Genomic DNA, 24,564 nt, shown 5'->3' with positions numbered 1-24,564 from the left:
AGGGTGAACCTCATTTCTCAGTTTGTTCAAGACCGCCAAAACGACGCTGACGGTGATTAAAAATCTCTAAATCCCGTTTTAAATTAGCGGGAGAATAATCAGGCCAATATTCTGAAGAGAAGACTAATTCCGCATAGGCTAGTTCCCACAGATAAAAGTTAGAAAGCCTTTCTTCCCCGCTAGTCCGGATTAACAAATCTGGATTTTGTAAAAAACCTAATTGGGCTGTCTGTAGATACTGGGAAAAAGTGGCTTCATCAAGGTCAGACCAATCCTTTCCTTGACTTTGGTAGTCCTGACCAAGATGCCTTATCGCTTGGAGTAGATCTTTGCGCGCTCCATAGTTAAAGGCAAAATTTAAGATTAAACCCGTATTATTACGGGTCTGATCAATTGCTCGTTCACAAACTTGGCGAGTCTTGGACGGAAGGGTCGTTAAATCACCTGTAATCGTTACTCGAGTTTGATTTTTCATTAGCCGGGGCATAAAAGTCCCAAAGAAATCAATCGGTAAGTTCATCAAAAAACGAACTTCCTTAGATGGACGAGTCCAATTTTCTGTCGAAAAAGCATAAACACTTAAAGCCTTGATCCCTAAATCACTGGCTGTTTGCGCAATCGTCTGTAAATTATTCATGCCTGCACGATGCCCGGCAATTCGGGGTAAGCCTCGTTGTTGAGCCCAGCGACCATTACCATCCATTATAATTGCCACATGTTGCGGTACGTTCATTTTGACCATAAAGTCAACTCCTCAGTCGGTAATTTAACGGACAAAAAGACCGTGGCAATCTTACAAGTCCGGTCTTTTTGGGCCTTAGAAAACTGATTATTTGTCTACACCTCGACAAGTTCTTCTGATTTTTTGGCAGCAATTTGATCAATTCCTTGAACATTCTGATCGGTAATTTTTTGAACTTGCTTTTCTAGGTCGTGCATTTCATCATCAGTAATCTCATTATTTTTTTGTTGCTTCTTTAACTTATCCATTGCTTCCCGACGAATATTGCGAATACCCACTTTCGCTGTCTCGGCAATCTTGCCCACTTCTTTAGCCAATTCTTGGCGCCGTTCCCCGGTTAATTGGGGAATCACTAAACGAATCACACTACCATCATTCGCCGGATTAATCCCAATATCGGACATCAAGAGAGCTTTTTCGATATCTTTTAAAGCTGACTTATCAAAAGGAGTCACCAAAATGACCCTGGCTTCTGGAATACTAATTGAAGCTACTTGGTTAATCGGTACTTCAGCTCCATAATATTCAACGTTAATCCCGTTTAAAATACTAGCATTTGCCCGGCCAGCTCGAATCTGTCCTAATTCTCTTTGCAGAGCCTGCAAGCCTTTTTCCATATGAATTTCAGTTTCTTTAATAATTGTTGCCGTCATGCTTACTTTCCTCCTGTAATGGTCGTACCAATTGCTTCGCCTTGAACAGCCCGAAGAATATTACCAGGTTCATTTAAATTAAAAACAACTAGTGGAATATTATTATCCATTGATAAAGAACTAGCGGTTGAATCCATGACTCCTAGCTTCTTGTTAATCACATCTAATTGCGTTAATTCTTGATATTTTTTAGCGTGCGGATCTTTTTGGGGATCAGCTGAATAAACCCCATCGACCCCATTTTTGGCCATTAAAATCACATCAGCTTCAATTTCAGCTGCCCGAAGAACCGAAGTGGTATCCGTTGAAAAATAGGGACTACCAGTTCCACCAGAAAAAATAACAACTCGATTTTTTTCGAGATTTCTAATTGCCCGCCGGCGAATATAGGGTTCAGCTACTTGACGCATTTCAATCGAAGTTTGCACCCGAGTCGGTACTCCAGCGTTCTCCAAACCATCTTGGAGAGCTAGACCATTCATCACGGTTGCTAACATTCCCATGTAATCAGCTTGGGCTCGATCCATTCCCATTTCCGCACCGGTTTCACCACGCCAAATGTTACCTCCGCCACAAACAATTGCAATTTGAACTTCTAATTCATGAACTTGTTTAATTTGTTCGGCAATAGCTGCAATTACGGGTGGATTAATTCCAAATCCTTTTTCCCCGGCCAAAGCTTCCCCACTCAACTTCAAAACGATTCGTTTATATTTAACAGCCATAAATAAACTCCTTCAATTTCTTTCGTTTATTTTACCATAACCCACGACCCGTTTCGGGTGGTCCGGTAAATAACTCCAAAAAAAAAGCGCAACTGCGCTTTTTAATTGATTTGACCCATAACTTCGTCAACAAAGTTTTCTTGTTTCTTTTCGATTCCTTCACCAACTTCATAGCGCTTAAAGGAAACCAGTTGTCCCTTCTTTGAGGCTACATATTGGGCCACAGTTTGGTCAGGATCTTTAACAAAGTCTTGATCGGCTAAACTAATTTCAGAAAGATACTTGTTCAACCGACCTTCAACAATCTTTGGCACGATTTTTTCCGGCTTACCTTCGTTTAAGGTTTCCTTAGTGAAGACTTCCCGTTGGTGATCCAAAGTTGCGGCCGGCACTTCTTCACGACTCAAGTATTCCGGATTAATTGCAGCCACGTGCATCGCAACATCATGAGCAGTTTCACTGTCGGCACCATCTAAGACAACTAAAACAGCTACTTGACCACCGTTGTGCAAATAGGAACCAAAGGTTTGATCATCATTCTTGGTAACCACTTCAAAACGCCGCAAAGTAATCTTCTCACCAATCACAGCAGTTAGGTTCGTAATTGCGGCTTCCACGGTTGAACCATCAGCCAAAGTTAATTGCAAGGCAGCAGCGACATCAGCTGGTTTTTGAGCTACAATTGCTTCTGCAATTTCCGCAACTAAAGTAGTGAATTTTTCATTTGAAGCTACGAAGTCAGTTTCCGAGTTAACTTCCAGCAAAACAGCATCATTAGCTTGAATTTTCACCGTCGCTAAACCTTCAGCGGCAATCCGTCCACTCTTCTTGGCAGCCTTAGCGACACCTTTTTCACGTAATTCATCAATTGCTTTTTGCATATCGCCGTCAGCGGCAACAAGGGCCTTCTTAGCATCCATCATTCCAACACTGGTTCGATCACGTAATTCTTTTACTTGCGCAGCAGTAATTTTTGTCATTTTCTTCTCCTTTAAATAAGGTCTCTAAAATCCGAAAAAACTATCTGGACTTAAAGCCAGATAGTTTCTTCATCAATCACAGTTATCTATTTGGCTTCGTTCTCGTCTTGAGCAGCTTCTGGATTGGCTTGGGAAGTCGTTTGTTCTTCAGGAACATCAAGATCATCTTCACCTTGACGGCCTTCAACAATCGCATCAGCCATCTTGGAAGTTAATAAACGAACGGCCCGAATGGCATCATCGTTTGATGGGATAATAACATCGATATCGTCAGGGTCGGTATTGGTATCAACCATGGCCACAATCGGAATATTCAATTTATGAGCTTCTTTAACGGCAATATTTTCTTTATGAGGATCAACAATAAACATTACATCAGGGATTCTTGGCATATCTTCAATTCCGCCCAAGAACTTCTCTAATTTTTGTTGTTGCTTAACTAATAAAGCAGCTTCTTTCTTAGGAAGACGTTCAAAAGTACCGTCAGCTGCCATCTTTTTAATTTGCTTCAAACGCTTGATCCGGCTTTGGATGGTATCCCAGTTAGTCAAGGTTCCACCTAACCAACGATGGTTAACATAGTATTGGCCAGCCCGAGTTGCTTCTTCAGCAATGGAATCTTGCGCTTGTTTCTTGGTTCCAACGAATAAGAAAACTCCATCATCAGCGGCAACATCTTTGACAAAGTTGTAAGCATCGTCAATCATGTGCACGGTCTTTTGTAAGTCGATGATGTAGATACCATTTCTTTGAGTAAAGATATACGGCTTCATCTTCGGGTTCCAACGCCGAGTTTGGTGACCGAAGTGAACTCCGGCTTCAAGCAATTGTTTCATTGATAAAACAGACATTTTAATTCCTCCATGGTTTTGTCCACCGCCAAACTAACCGAGATTAACCACACCTAAAGTGCACCAATAATCTCTCATTTGACGTGCGTATTTAAAACAGCATTTAAATTCTACTCGAACTAAAGCTAAATTGCAAGAACTGGAAGTCTTACTTTGGAAGTATTTTTTAAGTCACTAGGAATTAATTCTAAGAGCGATGCTTGACTGCTGGTGCTGTAGCCAGCTTAGCTTCTTCTAAACTGTAAGATAAAGTTACTGAATATTGACATAATTTAATTGCTGAAACCCCTGTTAATTGAACCTGCAGATTATCAGCGGGTAAAGTCACCGAATAATATGTCGGACTGACCTCATCTTCCGTGGAATCAGTTGCTGTGGCCGAGAAAGTATAAATAGTTTCCAGAGTTGTCCAATCTGTAATCGGAGTAATTTTATCTTTCAGAGGAAATTGTTTCGGAAATGAAATTGATCTTTTTGGACTTTGAGACAAGACAGGCATTGGCAATTGATCAATTTTGGAGGTGGCCGTAAATTTCTGATTGATTTGGCTGGCAGCTTTTACTGGTTGGTTTAATCAAAGACCACCCCAGCTCGGAAAAAATTAACAAAATAATTAAAGTTAGTTTATAATTGATGAATCTTTTTAATTGAAATTGCATCCGAATCCTCCCCTTATATTTTAGATTAATTGCCTCTTTTTTGAGTGATAAGACGGAATTTTTCTTGGCGTGAATAATGTTTGATTTCCGCTTCTCTTTTTTGGGCTTGGGAGCGAGTCCCGACAAATTCTTGATAACGCAACTGAACCGGTCGGCGCACCCGAGTGTATTTAGCCCCTTTTCCTAAATTGTGGGTTTTAATCCGCGCTGAAACATTATTGGAAATACCTGTATAGAGGGTTCGATCAGCACATTCAACAATATATACGGAATAATTATTTTGTAGGGACATGAAGGAAATCTCGCACCTCTTGGGTATAAGTTCCGTCGGCTTGATAAGTTACTAATCCCGGCTGAACTCGTAGACCATTAGTTCTCATGGTTTTGCGGCACTTAATTAAGACTAAATTAGCGCGGTCATTTTGATGAGGGTAGATGAAACGTAATTCTTTAATTGGGAGATGATATTCTTGCAGAACTTGAGCCAATTCTAGTAAGCGATCCGGACGATAAACTAGATATAAACAACCATTGTCTTTTAATAATCGACTACTAATTTTCCCTAAAAGGGGTAAATCAAAATAAAGTTCATGCCGAGCAATATTTTGCGAATTGGACTGACCCAGTTGCGGACTAGCCATTGCCGAAAAATAAGGCGGATTACAAGTAATCACATCAACACTATCATGTTCTAAATAATTCAAAGCTAACTTGAGGTTACTATTAATTAATTGCACCTGATCTTGTAAGTGATTGTAGTTAATTGCTTCTTGACCTAGTCGAGCTAAAGCTTCTTGAATTTCAATTAGAACTGTAGGACACTGAAATTTCTTAGCTAGGCAAAGCCCAATCACCCCACAACCGCTACATAAATCGACTAATTTTTGTTGGGGACGAATTGCTACCCAATGAGCCAAAAAAAGTGAATCGACTGAGCTCCGAAATAAATCGGTATCCTGAAAAATTGTTAAATCAAATCCGGGGATTTGTTCTTTTGTTTTCACCATTAATCTATCCTTTGAATTTGCTATAATATCTTTGAAATCTAAAAAATTGAGGTTTAGTTATGTTTTACAAAATTATTGTACCTATTGTCCGAGTGATTATTTTCTTCCTCAATGGGCGTCAGGATTTTCGGGGACAAAACAATCTTCCCCAAAAAGAATCCTATATCATAGTAGCACCCCACCGTACTTGGTGGGAACCCTTATTATTTGCTTTAGCTGTTAGTCCCACTCCCTGTGCCTTTATGGCCAAGAAGGAACTTTTTAAAAATCCTCTTCTAGCTTTTATTTTACGCCACGCCAACGCTTTTCCGGTTGATCGTCAACATCCAGGACCATCAACTATTAAGACGCCGGTGAAAGATTTAACCAAACGGCAATTAAGTCTAATCATGTTTCCTTCGGGAACTCGCTACTCTAGCCAACTGAAAGGAGGTGCCGTCTTAATTAGTAAGCTTGCGCAAAAGCCACTTGTTCCGGTGGTTTATCAAGGCCCCCTTACATTTACCGGCTTTTTAAAACATCAAAGATGTACAATTAACTTCGGTCAACCGATTTACTTAGAACACAAGTTAAAAGTTAACGCGGAAAATACAGAATTGATTAACCAACAGATGCAAGCTGCTTGGGATCAACTTGACGACCAAATTAATCCTAATTTCCAATATCAACCACCAAAAAAATCCAAGACACATTAGTTCTAATCTAAATTAAAGGAGATTTTCCAATGACCAAAAAAGCAATTCAATTCGGGAAAGTTGGACTCTTAATTTTAATTCCAGCAATTATCTGGTTCCTCCCTGTACCTGCAGGAGTTGCCAGTTCAGGTTGGCATACTTTAGCGATCTTTGTCGGCTTCATTATTGGCTGCCTCTTGAGCATCGCGCCGCTAGCAGTTTTGGGTCTCATTGCCCTAGCCAGTTTAGCGATTACGAACACGATTCCTCCAGTAACTCTTTACGGCGGTTTTGGAAACAGTGCTATCTGGCTGATTATGTTCGCCTTTTTCATGGCCATTGGCTTTCGAACTACCAATTTAGGATCCCGTCTCGCTTATTTCCTAATCGCTCGCTTTGGTCGCAGTTCCTTATCCTTAGCCTATACTTTGACCGCTTGTGATTTAATCATGGCTCCTTTTGTTCCGAACACCAATGCCCGGGGCGCGGGAATCATGTATCCGATAACTATGTCTTTAGCTAAAGCTTTGGGTTCCGATCCCCAAGACCACACTGAAGGAAAGATCGGTTCCTTTCTAATTTTGACCAGTTTCCACACCAATTTGTTAGCTGGCGCTCTTTTTTTCACAGCTATGGCGACCAATCCCTTGGCCATGGCTCTAGCTAAGCCCGTCTTTCACATCAACGTTAGCTGGGGGAGTTGGTTCCTTTACGCTTGTGTTCCCGTAATTGCGGCCTTAATTTTGGTTCCCCTAGTGATTTACTCGCAAAATCGGCCAGAATTAGTTAAGATTCCGGCTGCCCAAAAATTTGCTCGGGAACAACTACAAGCGATGGGTAAAATATCAACTTCAGAACTAATGATGACTGCCATCTTTCTACTCACAATTATTGGCTGGTCAACTTCCAAATGGACTCATCTCGATAACACGGCTATTGCCGGCAGCGGCTTAGTCCTCTTGATTATTAGCCAAGTAATTAAGATTGATGATGTCCTTGAAGAAAAAAAGGTTTGGGATATCTTCTTATGGCTGCCAATTATTATGGCGATGACCACCTACCTGGTTCAAACCAAAGTTGTCAAATGGTTCCAGATTCTAATTGCTGATAGCGTGCAAGGCTTGAACCTCAGTGTTGCCTTTTTGATTTTAATGCTTGTCTATCTCTATATTCACTATTTCTTCACGAGTGTTTTAGTCCATCTCCAAGTCTTCTTCCTCCCCTTTGCCACCGTTTTAGTTTCCATGGGAGCTAATCCCCTAGTCACGGTGATGTTGTTGGCGCTCTTAACTTGTGTTTCTCCTGCTACTACTCACTACGGAACTGGAACTGGTTCGATCTATTTTGCAACTGGCTATACGACGCAAAAGGATTGGTGGCGAGTCGGCTTTGAAGTTTCAGTGGTCGAATTTATCCTTTTTGCAGGTCTCGGTCTCTTATGGTGGAAACTTCTCGGTCTTTATTAAGCAAAAATCATTCCTGAAGGGATCATTATGATTACAGAAAACAAGAACCTTTTTAATGTCCAGCAATTACAAACTGATCTAAGCCGCCTAGTGGGAACAGAATCAGCCAATCAAGTTGGCGAACTTCTAGATTACTATCAAAAATGTCATGCGGCGAGCGCCATTTTAGGAACTCGTCTAGAAAATCTTGATGAAGAATATCAAACTCAGCACTGGCATAATCCCATTCATCATCTGGAATCACGAATCAAAAGTCCCAAGAGCCTAATTAACAAAATGCGCAAAAAACAACTGGCACCGACCATCAAAAGTGTTCAGGAACAGATCTTCGATATCGCGGGTCTGCGAGTCGTCACTAATTATCCTGATGATGTCTTCACGATAGAAGAAGAATTAGATAAACAGACTGATCTAGAAATTATCCGGCGAAAAGATTACATTCACCATCCTAAAGCCAGTGGTTATCGCAGTCTCCACCTAGTGCTCTTGGTTCCCGTTTATCAGACCAGCGGGAGTGTCCGGCTTCCGGTAGAGATTCAGTTACGAACGATGGGGATGGATATGTGGGCCAGCTTAGAGCATAAACTCCGTTATAAAACTCGGACCCCGGAAGATAAAATTGACCAGTACGTCACTACTCTCCAGACTTATGCTGCTGATATCGCCCAAATTGAAACTAATCTCCAAAATATCTCCCAAGATCTCAATCAATATACGGACTAAAAATAAAACTTTAATTACTGTACTTCTCCTGACAGCTCGATCATTATTGGTCGAGCTGTTTTTGCTTGTCTTAGAAAGCTACACCCTAACTTTTAAAAACTACTAGTAAATATCTAAATCTAAAAAAAACTGTGACTTATCTCCTCGGGAAATAGATCACAGCTTAAAGAATAGTTTTACCTATGCACTTGAATAGTTGGAACCGCTGCGGCACTAGCCGACGGTTCAGTAGTTAACTCGAAATTCAAAGTAGTTGAAAATTCACCTAATCTTGTCGACTGTTTAGCAACCTTTACTTGAATGGCATTATTTTTTAAAAGTTGATTCAGATTATAATCAATCTTAGTATAAGCTGCCGTAGGTGCAAGGCTTTCATAAATGACAGTTTTAGAATCTTTTTTTAATCTCCTCGCATTTAGAGTTCACTAAAGGCCAACCGTTCTGGTTCGCAATTTCTTTACCATCCTGATTCTTCCACGAGCCGCCCTATTGGGCTTTTAAAATTATTTTCTATTTTTTGCAGCCCGCCTCGGTCCGTGTATCCTCAAGCTCAAATTTCGGAACAGTTTGGAGCGACGCCAAACCCTGCTTGTAAATTGGCCACTGGAAAGCCAAAGATTGGGGAACCTTTTGCAGCTTAATTCCTCGATCAGCTGGCTCCCAAATATAAGGCCGATTCACAGTCTCCCCAGGATTGATAAAGGGCTAGTAAAGCTTGAGTCGTTAAAGGGCTCACCGACATAGCTTCGCTGTTCAATTTCGGAATCGTTTTTGATCTGTCGCCAATTTTTTGAATAACTAATTTGCGGCGAATCTGCTTCTGGAAAACCTCTTCGATAGTTTGCCGGCCCCCAACCCGTTCCCGAACTAACGTTGAATCTAAAGCCTGCCCCTAAAACTAGGTAGGAAAGTCGAGAACAGTCTTGGAAAAACATTGGGATAATTGCTTTCGGATTAATCTGCCAGCCATCTAACCGTAGCTTTTGCAGTTTAGTACAGCCATTAAACATCCCGTCATAGGCTCTAAGATTGTGTTTCTCATCAAAACTTACCAGAGAAAACTTAAGCACTTTAGAAACATCCCAATTTAAAATGTTTTGCTTTGTTATTTCCACTAATTTACTACATCCCCAAAACATATAGGAAAGATCTGTGGCCTGGGTAAACTCCCACTTATCAAGACTAAGAGTAGTCAAACTTGTATTAAACTCAAACATCTCACTAAAATTGGTTACTTTTAAAGGATTCCAGTTTGCAATATCATTTATTTGAGTCCATTTGGAGCAACCTGTGAACATGCGTTGAAATGTGTCTACATTAGCTGCCGTAAATTCTGGAGGAAAAGTTACACTCTTCATATTCTGGCAACTACTAAAGACTTGATACATATTTCTAACTGCATCAATATTTCATAAGCTTAAATCAATCGTATTGAGTGCATTACAGTTACTAAAAGTTTTCCCTAGCCCAAGTAACAGACCCTGTATATCACCAGTGGCCAGTGTACCATTTTGAGCAACCTTAACCCTAAAACCGCTACTTAAAATTAAGCTCTGGTATCCAGTTCCAGAAAACATCCCTTCAATGGTTTTACAGTTAGAAACATCCCAACTCTGTAAATCCAAGTTCCCCGTAGTACCATCAGGACCAGCGCCAGTATTGTAAAGGAAATAAGACGTATCGACAACTTTCTTAACTTTCCATTTATCTAATCCTGTAAGCGAGGTTAACCAAGCATTGCCATAAACAAGATAAGAAAGATTTTCAACCTTTGCACAACCTCAGTTTCCAACATCCGTGCCAACTGTCGTCAAACCTCTGCACCCCGCAAGCATCTTCGTTGGCGAAGTGGCCTGTGATAAGTTTCAGGCAGACAAATCCAGTTTCTGGATACTCGAATATAGAAACATCGTTCCTAGATTCCGCCAGTTACTAACATTCCAATTTTCCAAGCCTCCAATTGTAGTTAGCTTATCTATATAATAAAACTTTTTAAAAGCACTAGTATTTTGGGTTACTTATCAATTCTTCCCAAAATTTAAATCCGTTAAAGAATGGTCAGCTGCAAAGAGACCGGTTAATTTTGTTACCCCACTGACATCCAGATTTTCTAGACCTGTAACCGAATTTAGATTAGGTAACCAAGCGAAAAGACCATTGATGGAACCTGTAGCGGTAATTCCAGTTTCAATTTCGATTTTTGTAATTTCAGAGGAATATGGGACTCAAGGCCAAGCATTGCCATGGTTTATCCCGACTGCGGCCTGCGCACCAGTACTAACGCCATCCCAGCAATACACCGAACGACTAGCATTGTCAAAAAGCTATTAGCAAAACCACAGCCAATCGTGGCCAGCATGAAAACCGTTAGTCCACTCAGCATGATTTTCTTTCGATTAAAGCGATCAGAGATGGGACCAATGACTAAGGAGGCTCCTGCGTAACCTACTAATCAAAAATCCGGAAACTGTCGTTGAAACATGGTAATAACGCACTAAGGTGGGTAACAATGGTGAGATTAAGAAGCTATCAGCGCCAATCATAAACATAATTAAAAATAAAGGTCCCAAAAATCGTTTGTGGTTCATAAGACTGCCTCTTTAGTTCCATAGTTTTATAATAACCAAACAATAGTCCTTAAAAAGAAGCGACCAACTTATAGTCGCGCTAGTAATCCAGGTAAAAGGTCATCAATTTGCTCCTTATTTAAGCTGACAAATTTCTTACGACCTTCATTTCTCATGGAAATCAAGCCCACTTCTCGCAGAATTCGCAAATGATAAGACAAGGTCGACTTATTGATTGCTAAATGCTCGTTTAATTGATTACACCCAATTTCCCGATTCATGCGATAAAGTGGGCGGATGATCTTATATCTTCCCGAATCTGAAAGTGCAAAAAAGATCCGCTAGTTTACTGCTTCTTGATGAGATTGTTTGAAATTCATAAAACTATTATACCGATTTAAGAAAAATAAACACCCTACTTGGGTAATTGTGCCGACAATCCTCTTTTCGACAAAACAAAAAGCAATTAGTGAACTCTCCTAATGAGCCTCTAATTGCTTTTGTTAAATCAATTTTTTATAAATTAGTTGGTAGCGGCAACGTAACAAGTCCGACCAGAGTAACTTTGGTATTTCATCCAAGTATAACCGTTGGCTTGAACAGTTCCGGTATAGTAAACTGTTTCACCTGCTGTATATTGACCAACGATTTGGGCATTTGTACTTGGAGCCGTCCGAATATTAGTCGTTGAGTTAAAGCGATAAGCTCCTCGATTATTATGCACTTGAGCAGGAGTCGAAGCTTTAACTGGCGTTTTATAATTGCTGCCAGTTTGAGCCACGTAATGAGTTGCTCCCGAATAACTTTGGTACTTCATCCAAGTATAACCATCAGCTTGAACAGTTCCGTTATAACGAACCGTTTCTCCGGCCGTATATTGACCAACGATTTGGGCATTCGTACTTGGAGCCGTCCGAATATTAGTAGTCGAATTGAAACGGTAGGAACCACTTTGATTTGTGACTGTTGGTTGCTGAGGTTTCGGTGTCGTCGGCTTAGGAGCACTCGGCTTAGCTGGAGCGGGGGTAGATACTTGACCATTAACAACAGCTACATAATGAGTTGTCCCATTATAAGAGGTATAACGTAACCAAGTATAACCTTCAGCATCAACTTTCCCATTATAATTAACGGTTTCTCCTTTTTGGTATTGACCAACAATCTGAGCCTTGGTGCTAGCTGCGGTCCGAATATTAGTAGTTACTGTGAACTTGTAAGAACCACTTTCGTTCTTAACTGTCTGCTGCGGCTTCTGGATATCAGTCGGTTTCTGCGTATCAGCCGGTTTTTGCGTATCGGTTGGCTTCTGCGTATCAGCCGGTTTTTGTGGTTGAGTATTTTGAGAGCCCTGATTAAGACTGCCGTTCACTACAGCTACATAGTGAGTTGTCCCATTATAAGAGGTGTAACGTAACCAAGTATAACCTTCAGAGTCAACTTTTCCGTTGTAGTTAACCGTTTCTCCCTTCTTATACTGACCTACAATTTGGGCACTAGTACTTGGGGCTGTCCGAATGTTGGTATCCACAGTGAACTTGTAAGAACCAGACGCTGCTTGGACATTCAAACCAGGTACATTAGGTGTAATCCCGGTAATTTCTTTATCCCAGGCTTGTAAATTATAAGTTTCGATAAAATTAATCAAACTTTGAGCATAGTTAGGATCAGTAGCATAACCGTCTTGGGATAAGAGTTGCGCAACCCGACGGTAGTCAGTCTCCCGAATTAAGTTAGCATAACGAGAATTAACGTTTAAGAAGTAACCATGATCGATAATACTGGAAGCCCAGTCAGGATATTTCCGGAATTGAGCTTGGATAGTAATGTACTTTCCATTGACATATTCCCGAGTTGGATAAGTAATGCTTTGACCTTCATATTGACCTTTAATTCCAAATAAGTTGTGGCCATCAGTTGCTAATTGTGACTGACCCCAGTAACTTTCTAAGATTGCTTGAGCAGCAGTAATAGAAGGTAGGATTCCATATTGGCGCCAACCTTCTAAAGCTCCTTCTTTAATAGCAGCCAAAAAAGCCTGTTGTTCAGAAGCAGTCACAGTATAGTTCATGATCTTACTAATTAAGGTTTTCATTTGAGCTAAGTTTTGTTGAGGAGTAGCAGTCTTCGGCGTAGTTGGGACAACTTTTTGTACCGGAGTCACTGAAGTTGGTGCTTTTGGTGCTGGGGTAACAACCTTTTCCTTTTGAGCCTCGGGCTTTGCTTGTTCTTGGTTAACCGTCGGCGTTTCAGCTGGGGTTTTTGCTGGAGCCGGTGTCTGCGCTTCAGTTTTATCGCTTTTATCGCTGGCTGGAGTGGTTACCGGTGTTTCTAGAGCTGGCGTCTGCTGTTCAGAATTGGCACTAGTTGCTGGTTCTTCGGCTGGAGTATGGGTCGCAACTGTCGGCGTTTCTGTCGAGGTCGTTGTTTGTTCTGGTTCAGCCTTAGTTTGTTCAGTAGCTTGCTGGTTTTCTGCTTGATCTTGACCAGCTGCTGGAGTCGACGCATCAGTTTCGGTTGCTTGCACTGGTGTAGCCGCCTTTTCTGATTCAGAACTTGCTGCCGACGCCTGACTTGCTTGATCAGCTTCTGCTTTAGTTTCAGCAGTCTTTTCTGGAGTTGCTACTTCCTTAGGAGTTACCTTAGAAGTTATTGCCTCCGTCTTAGCCTGTTTTTGGTCGTTCGTAACTTGAACATTTTGTTGCCGTTCCGAGTTACTAGTTGCTGCTGACGACTTATGGACAGTAAGACCCGTTAATAATAACGGACAAATTAGTCCTAAAGTGACAGCTCTGGGGATTTTACTCATAACAAAACTTCCTCTCTCATCTTAGAACGGAATTGAAATCAGCATTCCAAGCTAGAAATCATTTCTATATTACTTATGATATATGATTACCCTCAAAATTCAAGTCAGATTATTCGACCACAACTCTCTCTGGGGTACTTACTAGTTGTCTTAAGGAACAAAAATCCCAATCTCATCGGGATTATAATCTTTTGTTCAATCATTAAAATTAATCTCCATTTTTTTGCAAGTAAACTCTTAAAAGTTAAAGTTTATCAATCCTATAATTGATTTCCTACGATTGGTTTTGCTCCTGCAACCGATAAAGTTCATAGTAACTTCCTTTTTGAGCCAAGAGACTTTCATGGGTTCCACGTTCAATGACTCTACCCGCCTGCAGGACCAAAATTTGATCGGCATCTTTAATAGTTGATAAGCGATGAGCAATCGCAATTGTGGTCCGCCCTGCTTGTAACTCACGGAGACCAGTTTGAATTAAATCTTCAGTTTGAGTATCGATATTGGCGGTCGCTTCATCTAAAACTAAAATCCGCGGATTAAAGACAACGGTTCTAGCAAAAGCAATTAACTGCTTTTGACCCGCGGATAAGTTGCCTTGCGCTGTCAAAACCGTTTGATATTGTTTGGGCAATTGTTCAATAAATTCGTCTGCATGAACTAATTGGGCTGCCGCATTAATTTGTGAATCACTAATTTCATTATTATACAAGCGAATATTAAAATTAACATCCCCATAAAATAAACTAGCACTTTGCAAAACCAGCCCAATCTTTTGCCGAATTTCCACCAGATCTAGGTTTCGCAAATCAATTCCATCAATTAAAATTTGTCCTTGACCATATTCATAAAAGCGCAACATGATATTAATCATCGTACTTTTTCCGCTGCCAGTTGGTCCGACAATCCCTAAGGTCTGTCCGGGTTCCAATTTGAAAGAAACATCATGTAAAACTTCAGGTCCACCAGGATAAGCAAAACTAACGTGCCGAAATTCAACGGCTCCGCGGGTAATTTCCTGCAGCTTAGTCACTTTTTGCTGCGGACCATATTCTTGACTATCCAAAATTTTAAAAGCTCGCGAACCGGCAACAACCCCATCTTGAAAGAAGGACAAGGTATCCATTAAATTAATAATTGGATTAAAAAATTGACTAACATAAGTTGTAAAAGCATAAATCATTCCTGCCTGGAGCAAACCTTGATGCGCATGAAGTCCTAACAAGCCCATCGCAGCAACTAAAGCTAAGGTATAAAGTAAGCTCACAATTGGTGCTAACAAGAGTGAATTAATTCGAATCATTGATTGCCGCGACCGCAAATACTGTTGATTAGTCTTTTCAAATTCTGCTTGGATTCGTCCCTGTTGACGAAAGTTTTGCACAATCGCAATTCCTTGAATAGTCTCGCTGATTTTGGTATTGATCTCACTCAACTTATGCCGCATATAACGATAAGCACTGGAACTGTATTTGCTGTAAAGCCAAATGGCCCAAATTAAAACTGGTAAAAATAACAAGACGGCTACAGCGACCACCCAATCGGTCCAAAACATGGCTCCTAAAGCAACGACAATTGAAACAATACCAATTATGGCCGATAAAAAGACCTGCATAAAGTCCGAAATAGACATTGTATCATTATTAACCCGAGAAACAATTGAACCAGCTGCTGTGCGGTCAAAATAACTCATTCCCAAACGGTGTAATTTAGCAAAGAGGGTTCGACGTAAATCCTCCAGCATATATTCGCTCCCCATATTAAAAGCGAAGGTCGTGAGAAATTGGGCCCCAGCTCGTAAGATAACGCCCAAGAAATATAAAAGCGCACAGCCCCAGATTAGCTTCTCCGTTAAAGTCGAGCGAACAAGATAAGTATCCATATAATACTGTAGAAAGTGAGGTAATAAAACACTTATCACTGACTGGACCACAACCGCCAAACTGGCCCACAAAAAGGAGGTGTGATATTTGACAGCAAAGCCAAATAAGCGGGTGACAATTTTTCTTTGTTCCCGAACAGAAAGACTGGCCGGTGCATTGTGTTGATCCATAAAAGCCTCCTACTTTTGTAAGTTTAATTGTTGGCGTTGCCACATTTGAGCATACCAACCTGTAGTTTGAATTAGCTTGGCATGCCGTCCCCGCTGAATAATTTTCCCCTGATCTAGGACCAAGATTTCATCAGCATCCATCACACTTCGCAATCTTTGAGAAATAATAATCTTTGATTGAGCTGTCTTTAATTGGCGCAGATTATGATTAATTTTTACTTCCGTCTTGGCATCTAAAGCCGAGGTCGAATCATCAAGAATTAAAATTGCTGGTTGGGGCAGTAAAGCTCGAGCCAAAGCCAAACGTTGTTGTTGACCTCCAGATAAAGACATCCCCTTCTCACCAACCATGGTCTGATAACCCGCCGGTAACTTAGCGATATCAGGATCAATTGCTCCCACTTGAGCAGCCGCAATCACCAGTTGTTTAGGGCTTTGATAGTTACCAAAACGAATATTATTTTCGATCGTCGTTGAGAATAAAAAATTTTCTTGTGGGACGTAACTAAAGCTGGCCCGCAAACTGTCAAGTTGGAGCTTGCGCAAATCAATCCCTCCCAGAGTAATTTGCCCTTGATAATTGTCAAACCGCCGTAATAATAATTTCACTAGCGTACTTTTCCCACTACCAATGCGACCGACAATTCCCAAGGTTTTCCCAAAAGGTAACTGAAAATTAATTTTTTGTAAGACTAATTGTTGACTATCAGGATAGTGAAAGCTCTGAATGTCAACGACCAGATCTGGCTGGGCGGGAACTAGTTGGGCTTGGGCAGGTTCTTGGACCAAGGCGGTCTCAGCTAAGAGGGCTTGAATCCGATCATAACTGGCGTTTCCCCGTTCCAAGACATTGAATAGACGCCCAATCGCAAACATCGGCCAAATTAGGGCATTGATATAACCGACAAAGGCGATCAATTGTCCAATAGTGATCTGCTTTTGGAGCACTAAATGTGAGCCATAAACAATGGTAATCACGTAAGTTAAACCGATAATAATACTTGTTAAGGGATCAAATAGGGCATCTACTCGATTCACGTGGCGATTAATATTGATTGTTTGTTCGACTTTCTTATTGAAGTCTGCGATATCGGCTTCTTCTTGCCCTAAAGTCTTAATGACTTTAATTCCCGTCATGCTTTCTTGGGTTTTATTGCTTAACTGCGCAAAGGCTGCTTGAGACTTCGCAAAGTTAGCGTGCAATTTATCCCCCAAGACTTTTGCCATCAAGGCTAAAAATGGCAGTGGCAAGATAGCGATCAAGGTTAATTTCCAGTTAACCAAAACAATCATGGCGATAATTGTTGTGCCTCCAGTGATAATGGAATCTGCTAAGGTTAAAATTCCTACCCCGGCAACATTTTGGACCGCCGAAATATCATTGGTACAACGAGCCATCAAATCACCAATCCGATGCCGCTTAAAAAAAGTATCATCCATCGCTAAGTAATGTTGAAACAACTTTCCCCGCAGCTGGCGCTCAAGATCTGCCGCGCCTCCCCAAATCTGATTCCGCCAAATATAGCGAAACCAGTACTGCAAGAGACCCGCAATTGTGATTAATCCCAAAAGGATTCCTAAGCGGGGCCAAGTCAACTGATGCTGGTTAGCCCAGTCGGCAAATTGGCCAATTGAGCGAGGAATCACGAGATTAGTGAAGGCCGTTAAGACTAGAAAAACAACCCCGACTAAATAGCGGCGTTTTTGCAGGCGAAAAAACCACGCTAATTTGCGAAAAATTCCCATTTAAAGCTCCTTTTCTAAATTTGAATCGAAAAAAAAGCAGCCAAAGGCTACTTTTTCCTGTTAATTTTGCTCCAGAATCAAATTATTTTTTAGATTGATTTTTCATCATCTGCATCATTTGATTTAATTTCTTTTGTGACGGCTTTTGTCCCATTTGAGCCATCATCTGTCGCATCATATCAGGAGAAATTGGCGGGTTATCTTGCAAATAACGCTTCATATATGCTCGAGCGCCAAAAAATCCCCCCGCTAAGCCAATTAGTAACATCACAATACCAACAAAAATTGTAATTCCCATTTTGAATCATCCTTTATTTAAGATACTTTTATAGTGTAATCAATTTCTTATCATTTGGCAAAGCTAATCTGGCCGCCAGCCCTGCTTTTTTTGAATTTTGCGAACTTGGGCCGAAGTAATTTCTTTACCTTGCTGATCATACAACTTGGTATGTTCGATGCGCTGACGTAATCCCTGACGAAATAAGAATAAATAGCGTTGGCGTAAATCCTGTTGTTCTGCTTGCTCTTCAGGAGTCAATTCCCGCTGTTTTTTAAGCCGCGCTAATTCGTTAATTCGCTTAATTAGTTTTGAATGTTCCAAATCATTATCTGCAGTTACCATTAATTCAAAAGTCTCCTTTAACTAGTTACGAACATACGTTTGTAATCCATTTCCAGCTATGCTAATCTATTTTTAAAGATACTAGGAGTTCAACTATGAGTCAATCTATCAGTGCCAAACAGCTAGCAATTTTACAATTTATTTATGATTATAATCAACGGTCCGGTTATCCTCCCACCGTGCGCGAAATTTGTGATCACGTCCAATTATCCTCGACTTCAACTGTTCACGGTCATCTAACCCGTTTACAAAAGCGGGGCTGTTTGCACCGAGATCCTACTAAACCTCGAACGCTTGAGATTACCAATCAGGGCTTAGAGTCTCTGCAAATCAAGCCGCAGACGCAGACAATTCCAATAATCGGAACTGTTACTGCTGGTCTGCCAATCTTAGCGCAGCAAGAAACAGCGCAAGAATTTTTTCCGTTTCCTCCGGATCTCAAAGATAGTTCCAGCGAATTATTCATGTTAACAATTCAGGGTGACAGTATGATCCAAGCGGGAATTTTAGACGGCGATCAAGTTATTGTTCAGCGCCAACCAACCGCCGAAAATGGCGAAATTGTGATTGCCATGAATTCTGATCATGAAGCTACCTGCAAACGTTTCTTTCGAGAAAAGAATCATATTCGTCTCCAAGCAGAAAATGATAATTATCCTCCGATCATTCTTTCGCAAGTTCAAATTTTAGGTAAGGTCATCAGTTTATACCGCCGTCAAATTTTCTAAGAACATCCTTCTAAGTCAACTTACTTAGAAAGATATTTTCTTCCTAAGTAGTCAAGATCTCGTTTTAGACCATCCAATTCGGCCACTTGCGGTAAATGACCCCAGTTTTGATAGCCAAAATTCTGAAACAGACGTTGACTAGCTTGATTGTGGCTAAAGATTAGCGCAACTACGGTTTGAATATCATACTGTGGTAACTGTTTTTCCATAAATTGTAAAGCAGCCGTTCCCAAATGTTTTCCTTGATAATTATTATCTAAGTATAGACTAACTTCTGTTGTGTGACGATAAGCTGCCCGTGGATTAAAATCACTCAGACTTAACCAGCCGACGGTCTGATTACTCCAACAAATTATCCACAAAGGACGTTGCTGAACATTATGTTGGTAAAACCAAGTTCTTCGCTCTGCCACTGTAACAGCCTGTAGATCCGCGGTTGATTGCCGGGTCTTGATAGCTTGATTATAAATAGCGACAATAGCTGGCAAATCGTTTTTTTGAGCAATTTTAAAAATTGGTTGTTCTGCGATGATCTTTCATCCCGTTTCCTAATAATTTATATCTTAACTATAAAACTTATTTAGCTCTCCGTCACCAATTTCAGCTATAATTTTAATGATATTTTCACAAAAAATGTTTCAGTCCAATATTATCTACTTGAATTTTAAATTTTAATTCAGTATGATATCGGTGAAAGCGAATTCGCTTTTGATTTGCAGGGGAACGTGTTCACGTTGAGAAGGTAAAACCTGACCCTTGGAACCTGTTGGTTAAAACCAGCGTAGGGAGCAAATGTCTAGTTGAATCTGACCAAGTTAAGTCCAATCTCATCAACAAGATATTCTAGTTCTCATCTGGAAGGTCTTGTTGATTTTTTATTTAGTAGGAGGTCATTAATTATGAAAAAAGTTCTGAGTATTGCGGGGTCTGACTGCTCGGGTGGTGCTGGAATTCAAGCTGATTTAAAAACTTTTGCCGCCCATCAAGTTTATGGGATGTCGGTGATTACTTCAGTAGTTGCAGAAAATACGGCTCGTGTTCTCACCTATCAAGATATTGCCCCTGAGATTGTTCAAGCCCAAATCGAGGCCGTTTTTACAGATATCCAACCAGATGCCGTCAAGATTGGGATGCTTTCCAATCCTGAAACTATGAAGGCTGTTGCCGCCAGTCTCAAAAAATGGCATCCCGCCAATATTGTTCTCGATCCGGTCATGTACGCTAAAAACGGAGCGGCCTTAATGGAAGCTGAGGCCATCGACACTTTGATTACTGATGTCTTACCTCTAGCAGACGTAATTACCCCCAATATTCCGGAAGCAATTAAGATTTCTGGCCAAGAGATTAGTGATTTAGCAGAAATGAAAACTGCCGCCCAAGCGATCTTTGCCAGCTGTCATACCGCCGTCCTCATTAAGGGCGGCCACAAAATTGGGGCGGCTACGGATATTTTATTTGACGGTCAGAGTTTCTACAGCTACTCTTCCGATCGAATTCCCACGACAAATACTCATGGAACTGGTTGTACCTTTTCCTCCGCGATTGCAGCTGAGCTGGCCAAAGGTCAGTCCCTCAATCAAGCCATTCAGCAGGCTAAATCATATATTACAACCGCAATTCGCCACTCCTTAGATATCGGCCAAGGTCACGGACCGACTCACCACTTTTATGAATTATATCAAGCAGCAGCAACCGTTAAAAAAGGAGGTTTCAACAAATGATTACTGATTTTTTGGAAACTGTCCTTCCCCAACTTCAACAAAAAAAGCCTCTGGTTCATCATTTGACTAACTATGTCACAGTCAATGATTGCGCTAATATCACCTTGGCGATTGGGGCTTCCCCGATTATGGCTGACGAAATCCAAGAGGTAGCCTCGATTACCGCTCAAGCCGATGCCTTAGTGCTCAATCTAGGAACTTTGAACCAGCGAATATTAGCTTCAATGCTGGTTGCTGGCCAAAGAGCCAACCAATTCGGTATTCCAATCATCTTGGATCCGGTGGGTGTCGGAATTTCTACTTTCCGGCAGCAGGCTGTCCAAAAGCTATTAGCTGAACTAGACTTGGCTGTAATTCGCGGCAATCGTTCTGAAATTAGTTTCCTAGCTGGAAAAGAAAATTCTGCCAAAGGCGTCGATAGTTTCGATCAAACTTTGGATACTTCAACGATGATTACTAGGGCACAAAAAGTCGCCGACAAAAAGCACTGTGTTGTCGCAGTGACTGGAGCTACCGATATCATAGTCGATGAACAACAGATTGTAACTGCTGAAAATGGTTGTCCAGCAATGAAACAAATTACCGGAACTGGTTGTATGACGACTTCTTTAGTTGGCAGCTTTTGTGGAAGCCAACCGCAGGAAATTTTTGCTAGTACTTTAACCGCCTTACTAGCGATGGGAATCGCCGGCGAAATTGGTCAAAAAAGAACCCAAAAGCTGGGCTCAGGGAGTTTACGAACCGCGATTATTGATACTATTAATCATTTAGACACTAAAACTTTACAAGAACGGGGGAAATTCCATGAAGTTACTGCTTGATTACCGTTTATACCTAGTTACTGATCGCAATTTGATGACCACCCCAATCTTAACTGATGCGGTTCAAGAGGCCTTGGAAGGCGGCGTCACTCTCTTACAGCTTCGAGAAAAACAACTCGCTGCAGCAGATTTTCTTACGGAAGCCAACACCATCAAAAAATTGGCGCATGATTATCAGGTTCCCTTGATTATCAACGATAACTTAGAAGTAGCTCAAGCAAGTAACGCTGATGGTTTACACATCGGTCAAAATGATTTACCGGTCCATCAGGCTCGGGCAGCTTTAGGACCTGACAAAATCTTGGGTGTTTCCATCCAAACGGTAGCCGAAGCTCAAGAAGCGGAAAAAGAAGGAGCTACTTACTTGGGTGTCGGAGCGATGTTTAATACCAATACCAAAAACGACACAATTCATGTTTCTCATGAGACCTTGCAAGCAATTTGCCAAGCGGTCCAGATTCCAATTGTTGTCATTGGCGGAATCAAACGCGAGAATATTTCCCAATTTCAACAGGATCCAATTCAAGGTTTTGCAGTAGTTTCCGCAATTTTACAACAACCAGATATTCAAAAAGCGAGCCGAGAACTGCGGCAAGAGATTGACCGAACCTTACAATAAAAATGCCTTTTTTAAAATCAAATCTCAAAGTCAAAGAAACAAACTCCCAGAAAACTTCAACCCAACTTATTTTCTAAATCCCTTTCTTTAAAACTAACGGACAATAATCCGCAAGAAGCTCAAGCTTCCTGTGAATTATTATTTTTTGGCCGAACTAACTTAATAAAATTCAAGCTCTATTCAAAACTAATTGACGGTAATTTTATCTTTTCTAGTCTTTAATTATCACTGATCCAAGTTCCCGCTTGTCCTTGTATGGCTAAGTCAGCTTCATCCAGGGCACAAATAATTGCTAGTCGACCACCACTTTTAGTAAATTCAACCCGGCGATATCCTCGACCAGCATCTTCAACCATCTGCCACACTCTTTCTTCTTCCAGATTCTGGGCTTCAGTTTGATCATAGAATACCTCAATCGGCTTACTCGGATGTTGGAAAGCGGGATCTTGGGGATCAACTTCCACCTCGCTCAACAAATAACCCAACTAATTCCCCAAGCTACTTTATTGACCTTAGACCAGGCTGAGCATGATTTTTGATCGAAAAATCACTCCCAAATCTTTAGACATCTATGACCAAATTTGTAATTTTTTAACTTCTCCATAGAAAAATTAGAAAAATTCCAACCACCAAAAAATCAATCAGGCTTTTTTAGACTTTAGATTTGTCAATAAGAAACAAATTTTTCCAATAACCAAGAGAACGATTGCAATATAAAAGCCGAAGACTTTGGAACCTGTCAAGTCTGAAATATTTCCCGTTAAGGGCGGGGCTACAATTAAGGAAATCATCCCAAAGAAGTTAAAGACTCCCAGAGTCGTCCCAATTCCCACTTGAGGAGCATTCTCACCTAACCAAGAAATAATGATTGGTTCCACCGCTAATTTACTGAAGAAAAACGCTCCTGGGATAGAAGCAAAAGCCACCCCAACGAGGAAGAAAAACCAATGGCAGTTTCCCGAAATCCCCGTTCAGTTGCCAAAAAATTAGGGAGCCAAGTAACAATCATGTAATAGGCATAACAAGTTGTAAAATACAATAAATAAGAAAATAACATTTTGGGTTGGAATAAAGCCTTCGGCGAAATCTCAGCCGTTTCTTCAGACTTCTTCGAGCCTGAACTTGGCTCTTGCGGAACTACTGGACTAGTTTGCGGGCGTTTAATCACAAATTGAAAGGTAATCGTCATAAAAATAATTAAAATTACAGCTAAAACACTTCCCAAATAAATCATTTGAATCGATGGAGCTAAAGCAACAATTAGAGCTGCCACTCCGAAAAACAGAAAACCTGGCAATAAAACTTTCTTTTGACCAATTTTATCGACCAATGATCCTGCTGGAATCTGCATAATTAAATATCCCAAAAAATAAAAACTAGATATTAAGCCGACTGCTGTATCCGAAATATTTCTCCCCAAAGAGGCTCTGATTTGGTGGGGAAACAGGGACTAAGGCTGAGCGATAAATCCCACCCCGTGCATAATAAGGCTACAATTTCTTTCCAATAAGTTATTTTCAAATGTTCTTGCTCTGTATCCATAGTCAAACCTCCTCACAAATCGTTTATGTAAACGATTACTACAATTATAAATAACTTATTATCAAGCATCATTGCCCACTTTGAACTAGAAAAATTAAATCTTGTAGACTTTGACAATCACTCTTTGAAGTTTTTGCACAATTAAAAGTTTATATTGTCTATTACCAACAAGTATGTTTCAATTAAATTGGTGCAAGCGCTTACTGATTGAGAGGTAAATAATTTTGACTACATTACAAGAATTACTCCTATTGCCCCGTTTCTCTGATTTAACTTTACTCTCTGAGCCTCATGATTTAGATCGCCCCGTTACCAGTATAGAAATTACAGAAACTCCAGATATCGCAAACTATATTCCCAGAACATGCCCTTTAGGAAACATTAGCTATTCAGGCTAAAATATCTCAACTCATTAGCTAAATTCACCAAATTAAACTCGAAGCCAATCTTTGCAACTATAGATAGATTTTCTTAAAAAAGCGACCTAATTTCCCAAGATCAAGGAATCAGGTCGCAAGATATTAATTTACTGTCTACTTATAAGGTCTACTGTTCAAAATAGATCTATTTAAGTGGCCAGATTTGTTGAACTTAAGAACTAGGAAAATTTCATTTCAGAAGCCTTGGCGCTTGGCTTTGTCTTTAAAGATAAATCTTTTCTAATTAGTTAGCTTGATCGATTGGATTTTCTTACTTCTCTTCGAACCTGAAAACAACAATTTGCAGTTAAGCCAGATGGCGATCAATCCAATTTCCAACCAAAGATAAACCAAAGCAAGTGATGAAGTAAAGCACTGCCAAGGCCGCGAACATCGGCAAGATGTAGTTGGCATCTTGCCCATAAATGACTTGAGCATGTTGC

Annotated in this window: 26 protein-coding genes, 2 pseudogenes and 1 riboswitch; of the genes and pseudogenes, 7 read left to right on the top strand and 21 right to left on the bottom strand. The window is 40.6% G+C overall.

What is annotated here, in order from left to right; genetic code table 11:
* Window positions 1-10: 10 nt before the first annotated feature.
* From HU830_RS07670 to HU830_RS07635, 8 genes are all read right to left on the bottom strand, one after another.
* Entirely contained in the window at window positions 11-742 is a 732-nt protein-coding gene (locus tag HU830_RS07670; RefSeq protein ID WP_176943190.1) for an isoprenyl transferase, read from the bottom strand.
* A gap of 95 nt (window positions 743-837) precedes the next feature.
* A complete protein-coding gene (gene frr, locus HU830_RS07665) occupies window positions 838-1,395 on the bottom strand; it encodes a ribosome recycling factor (protein ID WP_176943189.1) in 558 nt (185 codons plus the stop codon).
* A gap of 2 nt (window positions 1,396-1,397) precedes the next feature.
* A complete protein-coding gene (pyrH, locus tag HU830_RS07660) occupies window positions 1,398-2,120 on the bottom strand; it encodes a UMP kinase (protein WP_176943188.1) in 723 nt (240 codons plus the stop codon).
* A gap of 101 nt (window positions 2,121-2,221) precedes the next feature.
* The gene (gene tsf / locus HU830_RS07655; protein ID WP_176943187.1) at window positions 2,222-3,100 is read right to left on the bottom strand and encodes a translation elongation factor Ts; all 879 of its coding nucleotides are present in this window, start codon (window positions 3,098-3,100) and stop codon (window positions 2,222-2,224) included.
* Between the two features lie 86 nt (window positions 3,101-3,186).
* Entirely contained in the window at window positions 3,187-3,951 is a 765-nt protein-coding gene (gene rpsB, locus HU830_RS07650; protein WP_176943186.1) for a 30S ribosomal protein S2, read from the bottom strand.
* A 187-nt stretch (window positions 3,952-4,138) separates the two neighbouring features.
* Window positions 4,139-4,450 carry a hypothetical protein gene (locus HU830_RS07645; RefSeq protein WP_176943185.1) on the bottom strand — a complete coding sequence of 104 codons (312 nt, stop codon included), beginning with the start codon at window positions 4,448-4,450 and terminating at the stop codon, window positions 4,139-4,141.
* Window positions 4,451-4,635: 185 nt separating this feature from the next.
* Window positions 4,636-4,902 (bottom strand): GIY-YIG nuclease family protein, encoded by a 267-nt coding sequence (locus HU830_RS07640; protein WP_176943184.1) that lies wholly within the window; start codon window positions 4,900-4,902, stop codon window positions 4,636-4,638.
* A complete protein-coding gene (locus HU830_RS07635) occupies window positions 4,886-5,617 on the bottom strand; it encodes a tRNA1(Val) (adenine(37)-N6)-methyltransferase (protein WP_176943183.1) in 732 nt (243 codons plus the stop codon). Before HU830_RS07635 ends, HU830_RS07640 begins: the two co-directional genes overlap by 17 nt.
* 59 nt (window positions 5,618-5,676) lie before the next feature.
* On the opposite strand from HU830_RS07635, the gene HU830_RS07630 reads away from it, so the two are divergent.
* From HU830_RS07630 to HU830_RS07620, 3 genes are read left to right on the top strand one after another with little or no spacing between them, the layout of a single operon-like run.
* Window positions 5,677-6,312, top strand: coding sequence for a lysophospholipid acyltransferase family protein (locus HU830_RS07630; protein WP_176943182.1), 636 nt, complete (start codon window positions 5,677-5,679; stop codon window positions 6,310-6,312).
* A gap of 29 nt (window positions 6,313-6,341) precedes the next feature.
* Entirely contained in the window at window positions 6,342-7,757 is a 1,416-nt protein-coding gene (locus tag HU830_RS07625) for a DASS family sodium-coupled anion symporter (RefSeq protein WP_176943181.1), read from the top strand.
* A gap of 27 nt (window positions 7,758-7,784) precedes the next feature.
* Window positions 7,785-8,480: a GTP pyrophosphokinase gene (locus HU830_RS07620; protein ID WP_176943180.1), complete on the top strand. Its 696-nt coding sequence runs from the start codon at window positions 7,785-7,787 to the stop codon at window positions 8,478-8,480.
* 677 nt (window positions 8,481-9,157) lie between these two features.
* Here HU830_RS07620 and HU830_RS07615 read toward each other — a convergent pair.
* The 9 genes and pseudogenes from HU830_RS07615 to HU830_RS07575 all read right to left on the bottom strand — a co-directional run bounded on the left by HU830_RS07615 (window position 9,158) and on the right by HU830_RS07575 (window position 18,271).
* Entirely contained in the window at window positions 9,158-9,886 is a 729-nt protein-coding gene (locus HU830_RS07615) for a BspA family leucine-rich repeat surface protein (protein WP_324196349.1), read from the bottom strand.
* Window positions 9,887-9,889: 3 nt separating this feature from the next.
* Window positions 9,890-10,240: pseudogene (locus HU830_RS09240) on the bottom strand (hypothetical protein); the annotation flags it as partial.
* Between the two features lie 488 nt (window positions 10,241-10,728).
* Window positions 10,729-10,893, bottom strand: a complete 165-nt coding sequence (locus tag HU830_RS09235; protein WP_407647499.1) for a hypothetical protein — start codon at window positions 10,891-10,893, stop codon at window positions 10,729-10,731.
* Window positions 10,894-11,136: 243 nt separating this feature from the next.
* The gene (locus HU830_RS07600; RefSeq protein ID WP_176943214.1) at window positions 11,137-11,385 is read right to left on the bottom strand and encodes an ArsR/SmtB family transcription factor; all 249 of its coding nucleotides are present in this window, start codon (window positions 11,383-11,385) and stop codon (window positions 11,137-11,139) included.
* A gap of 185 nt (window positions 11,386-11,570) precedes the next feature.
* Entirely contained in the window at window positions 11,571-13,853 is a 2,283-nt protein-coding gene (locus HU830_RS07595) for an SH3 domain-containing protein (protein WP_176943178.1), read from the bottom strand.
* Between the two features lie 274 nt (window positions 13,854-14,127).
* A complete protein-coding gene (locus HU830_RS07590; protein ID WP_176943177.1) occupies window positions 14,128-15,903 on the bottom strand; it encodes an ABC transporter ATP-binding protein in 1,776 nt (591 codons plus the stop codon).
* A gap of 9 nt (window positions 15,904-15,912) precedes the next feature.
* Window positions 15,913-17,649 carry an ABC transporter ATP-binding protein gene (locus tag HU830_RS07585; RefSeq protein WP_176943176.1) on the bottom strand — a complete coding sequence of 579 codons (1,737 nt, stop codon included), beginning with the start codon at window positions 17,647-17,649 and terminating at the stop codon, window positions 15,913-15,915.
* A gap of 82 nt (window positions 17,650-17,731) precedes the next feature.
* Window positions 17,732-17,947: a YneF family protein gene (locus tag HU830_RS07580; RefSeq protein ID WP_176943175.1), complete on the bottom strand. Its 216-nt coding sequence runs from the start codon at window positions 17,945-17,947 to the stop codon at window positions 17,732-17,734.
* Between the two features lie 63 nt (window positions 17,948-18,010).
* On the bottom strand, window positions 18,011-18,271 hold the full coding sequence (locus tag HU830_RS07575; RefSeq protein ID WP_176943174.1) for a DUF896 domain-containing protein: 261 nt from the start codon (window positions 18,269-18,271) through the stop codon (window positions 18,011-18,013).
* Window positions 18,272-18,366: 95 nt separating this feature from the next.
* Here HU830_RS07575 and lexA point away from each other — a divergent pair, with 95 nt between their 5' ends.
* Window positions 18,367-18,999, top strand: coding sequence for a transcriptional repressor LexA (gene lexA, locus HU830_RS07570; protein WP_176943173.1), 633 nt, complete (start codon window positions 18,367-18,369; stop codon window positions 18,997-18,999).
* 20 nt (window positions 19,000-19,019) lie between these two features.
* Here lexA and HU830_RS07565 read toward each other — a convergent pair whose 3' ends face one another.
* Window positions 19,020-19,514, bottom strand: a complete 495-nt coding sequence (locus tag HU830_RS07565) for a GNAT family N-acetyltransferase (RefSeq protein WP_176943213.1) — start codon at window positions 19,512-19,514, stop codon at window positions 19,020-19,022.
* A gap of 192 nt (window positions 19,515-19,706) precedes the next feature.
* Window positions 19,707-19,804: riboswitch (TPP riboswitch) on the top strand.
* Window positions 19,805-19,898: 94 nt separating this feature from the next.
* Here HU830_RS07565 and thiD point away from each other — a divergent pair.
* From thiD to thiE, 3 genes are read left to right on the top strand one after another with little or no spacing between them, the layout of a single operon-like run.
* On the top strand, window positions 19,899-20,720 hold the full coding sequence (gene thiD, locus HU830_RS07560; protein ID WP_176943172.1) for a bifunctional hydroxymethylpyrimidine kinase/phosphomethylpyrimidine kinase: 822 nt from the start codon (window positions 19,899-19,901) through the stop codon (window positions 20,718-20,720).
* Window positions 20,717-21,541 carry a hydroxyethylthiazole kinase gene (thiM, locus tag HU830_RS07555; RefSeq protein WP_176943171.1) on the top strand — a complete coding sequence of 275 codons (825 nt, stop codon included), beginning with the start codon at window positions 20,717-20,719 and terminating at the stop codon, window positions 21,539-21,541. Before thiD ends, thiM begins: the two co-directional genes overlap by 4 nt.
* On the top strand, window positions 21,525-22,160 hold the full coding sequence (gene thiE / locus HU830_RS07550) for a thiamine phosphate synthase (protein WP_176943170.1): 636 nt from the start codon (window positions 21,525-21,527) through the stop codon (window positions 22,158-22,160). The genes thiM and thiE overlap by 17 nt, the downstream gene beginning before the upstream one ends.
* Window positions 22,161-22,378: 218 nt before the next feature.
* Here the strand turns inward: thiE and HU830_RS07545 are convergent, their stop codons facing one another.
* The 3 genes and pseudogenes from HU830_RS07545 to HU830_RS09230 form a co-directional block, all read right to left on the bottom strand.
* Window positions 22,379-22,645, bottom strand: coding sequence for a hypothetical protein (locus HU830_RS07545; RefSeq protein ID WP_176943169.1), 267 nt, complete (start codon window positions 22,643-22,645; stop codon window positions 22,379-22,381).
* Between the two features lie 156 nt (window positions 22,646-22,801).
* A pseudogene (locus HU830_RS07540) lies at window positions 22,802-23,544 on the bottom strand (MFS transporter); the annotation flags it as partial.
* Complete coding sequence (locus HU830_RS09230) at window positions 23,544-23,702, bottom strand: hypothetical protein (protein WP_407647502.1); 159 nt, start codon at window positions 23,700-23,702, stop codon at window positions 23,544-23,546. The gene HU830_RS09230 and the pseudogene HU830_RS07540, both read right to left, overlap by 1 nt.
* Window positions 23,703-24,564: the final 862 nt, after the last annotated feature.

This window comes from Bombilactobacillus apium (assembly GCF_013385145.1).
GTDB classification, from domain to species: domain Bacteria; phylum Bacillota; class Bacilli; order Lactobacillales; family Lactobacillaceae; genus Bombilactobacillus; species Bombilactobacillus apium.
Note: the sequence above shows the minus strand (reverse complement) of the source record. Positions and strands in the feature narration are given on the sequence as shown.

What these genes read in the sequence shown, in the direction of transcription:
- HU830_RS07590 (WP_176943177.1), bottom strand. Translation starts at nt 15,903, where the DNA reads ATGGATCAACACAATGCACCGGCCAGTCTTTCTGTTCGGGAACAAAGA.
- HU830_RS07640 (WP_176943184.1), bottom strand. Translation starts at nt 4,902, where the DNA reads ATGTCCCTACAAAATAATTATTCCGTATATATTGTTGAATGTGCTGAT.
- HU830_RS07625 (WP_176943181.1), top strand. Translation starts at nt 6,342, where the DNA reads ATGACCAAAAAAGCAATTCAATTCGGGAAAGTTGGACTCTTAATTTTA.
- HU830_RS07620 (WP_176943180.1), top strand. Translation starts at nt 7,785, where the DNA reads ATGATTACAGAAAACAAGAACCTTTTTAATGTCCAGCAATTACAAACT.
- thiE (WP_176943170.1), top strand. Translation starts at nt 21,525, where the DNA reads ATGAAGTTACTGCTTGATTACCGTTTATACCTAGTTACTGATCGCAAT.
- HU830_RS07575 (WP_176943174.1), bottom strand. Translation starts at nt 18,271, where the DNA reads ATGGTAACTGCAGATAATGATTTGGAACATTCAAAACTAATTAAGCGA.
- HU830_RS07630 (WP_176943182.1), top strand. Translation starts at nt 5,677, where the DNA reads ATGTTTTACAAAATTATTGTACCTATTGTCCGAGTGATTATTTTCTTC.
- rpsB (WP_176943186.1), bottom strand. Translation starts at nt 3,951, where the DNA reads ATGTCTGTTTTATCAATGAAACAATTGCTTGAAGCCGGAGTTCACTTC.
- thiD (WP_176943172.1), top strand. Translation starts at nt 19,899, where the DNA reads ATGAAAAAAGTTCTGAGTATTGCGGGGTCTGACTGCTCGGGTGGTGCT.
- tsf (WP_176943187.1), bottom strand. Translation starts at nt 3,100, where the DNA reads ATGACAAAAATTACTGCTGCGCAAGTAAAAGAATTACGTGATCGAACC.
- lexA (WP_176943173.1), top strand. Translation starts at nt 18,367, where the DNA reads ATGAGTCAATCTATCAGTGCCAAACAGCTAGCAATTTTACAATTTATT.
- pyrH (WP_176943188.1), bottom strand. Translation starts at nt 2,120, where the DNA reads ATGGCTGTTAAATATAAACGAATCGTTTTGAAGTTGAGTGGGGAAGCT.
- thiM (WP_176943171.1), top strand. Translation starts at nt 20,717, where the DNA reads ATGATTACTGATTTTTTGGAAACTGTCCTTCCCCAACTTCAACAAAAA.
- HU830_RS07585 (WP_176943176.1), bottom strand. Translation starts at nt 17,649, where the DNA reads ATGGGAATTTTTCGCAAATTAGCGTGGTTTTTTCGCCTGCAAAAACGC.
- HU830_RS07580 (WP_176943175.1), bottom strand. Translation starts at nt 17,947, where the DNA reads ATGGGAATTACAATTTTTGTTGGTATTGTGATGTTACTAATTGGCTTA.
- HU830_RS09230 (WP_407647502.1), bottom strand. Translation starts at nt 23,702, where the DNA reads ATGGATACAGAGCAAGAACATTTGAAAATAACTTATTGGAAAGAAATT.
- HU830_RS07670 (WP_176943190.1), bottom strand. Translation starts at nt 742, where the DNA reads ATGGTCAAAATGAACGTACCGCAACATGTGGCAATTATAATGGATGGT.
- HU830_RS07635 (WP_176943183.1), bottom strand. Translation starts at nt 5,617, where the DNA reads ATGGTGAAAACAAAAGAACAAATCCCCGGATTTGATTTAACAATTTTT.
- HU830_RS07595 (WP_176943178.1), bottom strand. Translation starts at nt 13,853, where the DNA reads ATGAGTAAAATCCCCAGAGCTGTCACTTTAGGACTAATTTGTCCGTTA.
- HU830_RS07645 (WP_176943185.1), bottom strand. Translation starts at nt 4,450, where the DNA reads ATGCCTGTCTTGTCTCAAAGTCCAAAAAGATCAATTTCATTTCCGAAA.
- frr (WP_176943189.1), bottom strand. Translation starts at nt 1,395, where the DNA reads ATGACGGCAACAATTATTAAAGAAACTGAAATTCATATGGAAAAAGGC.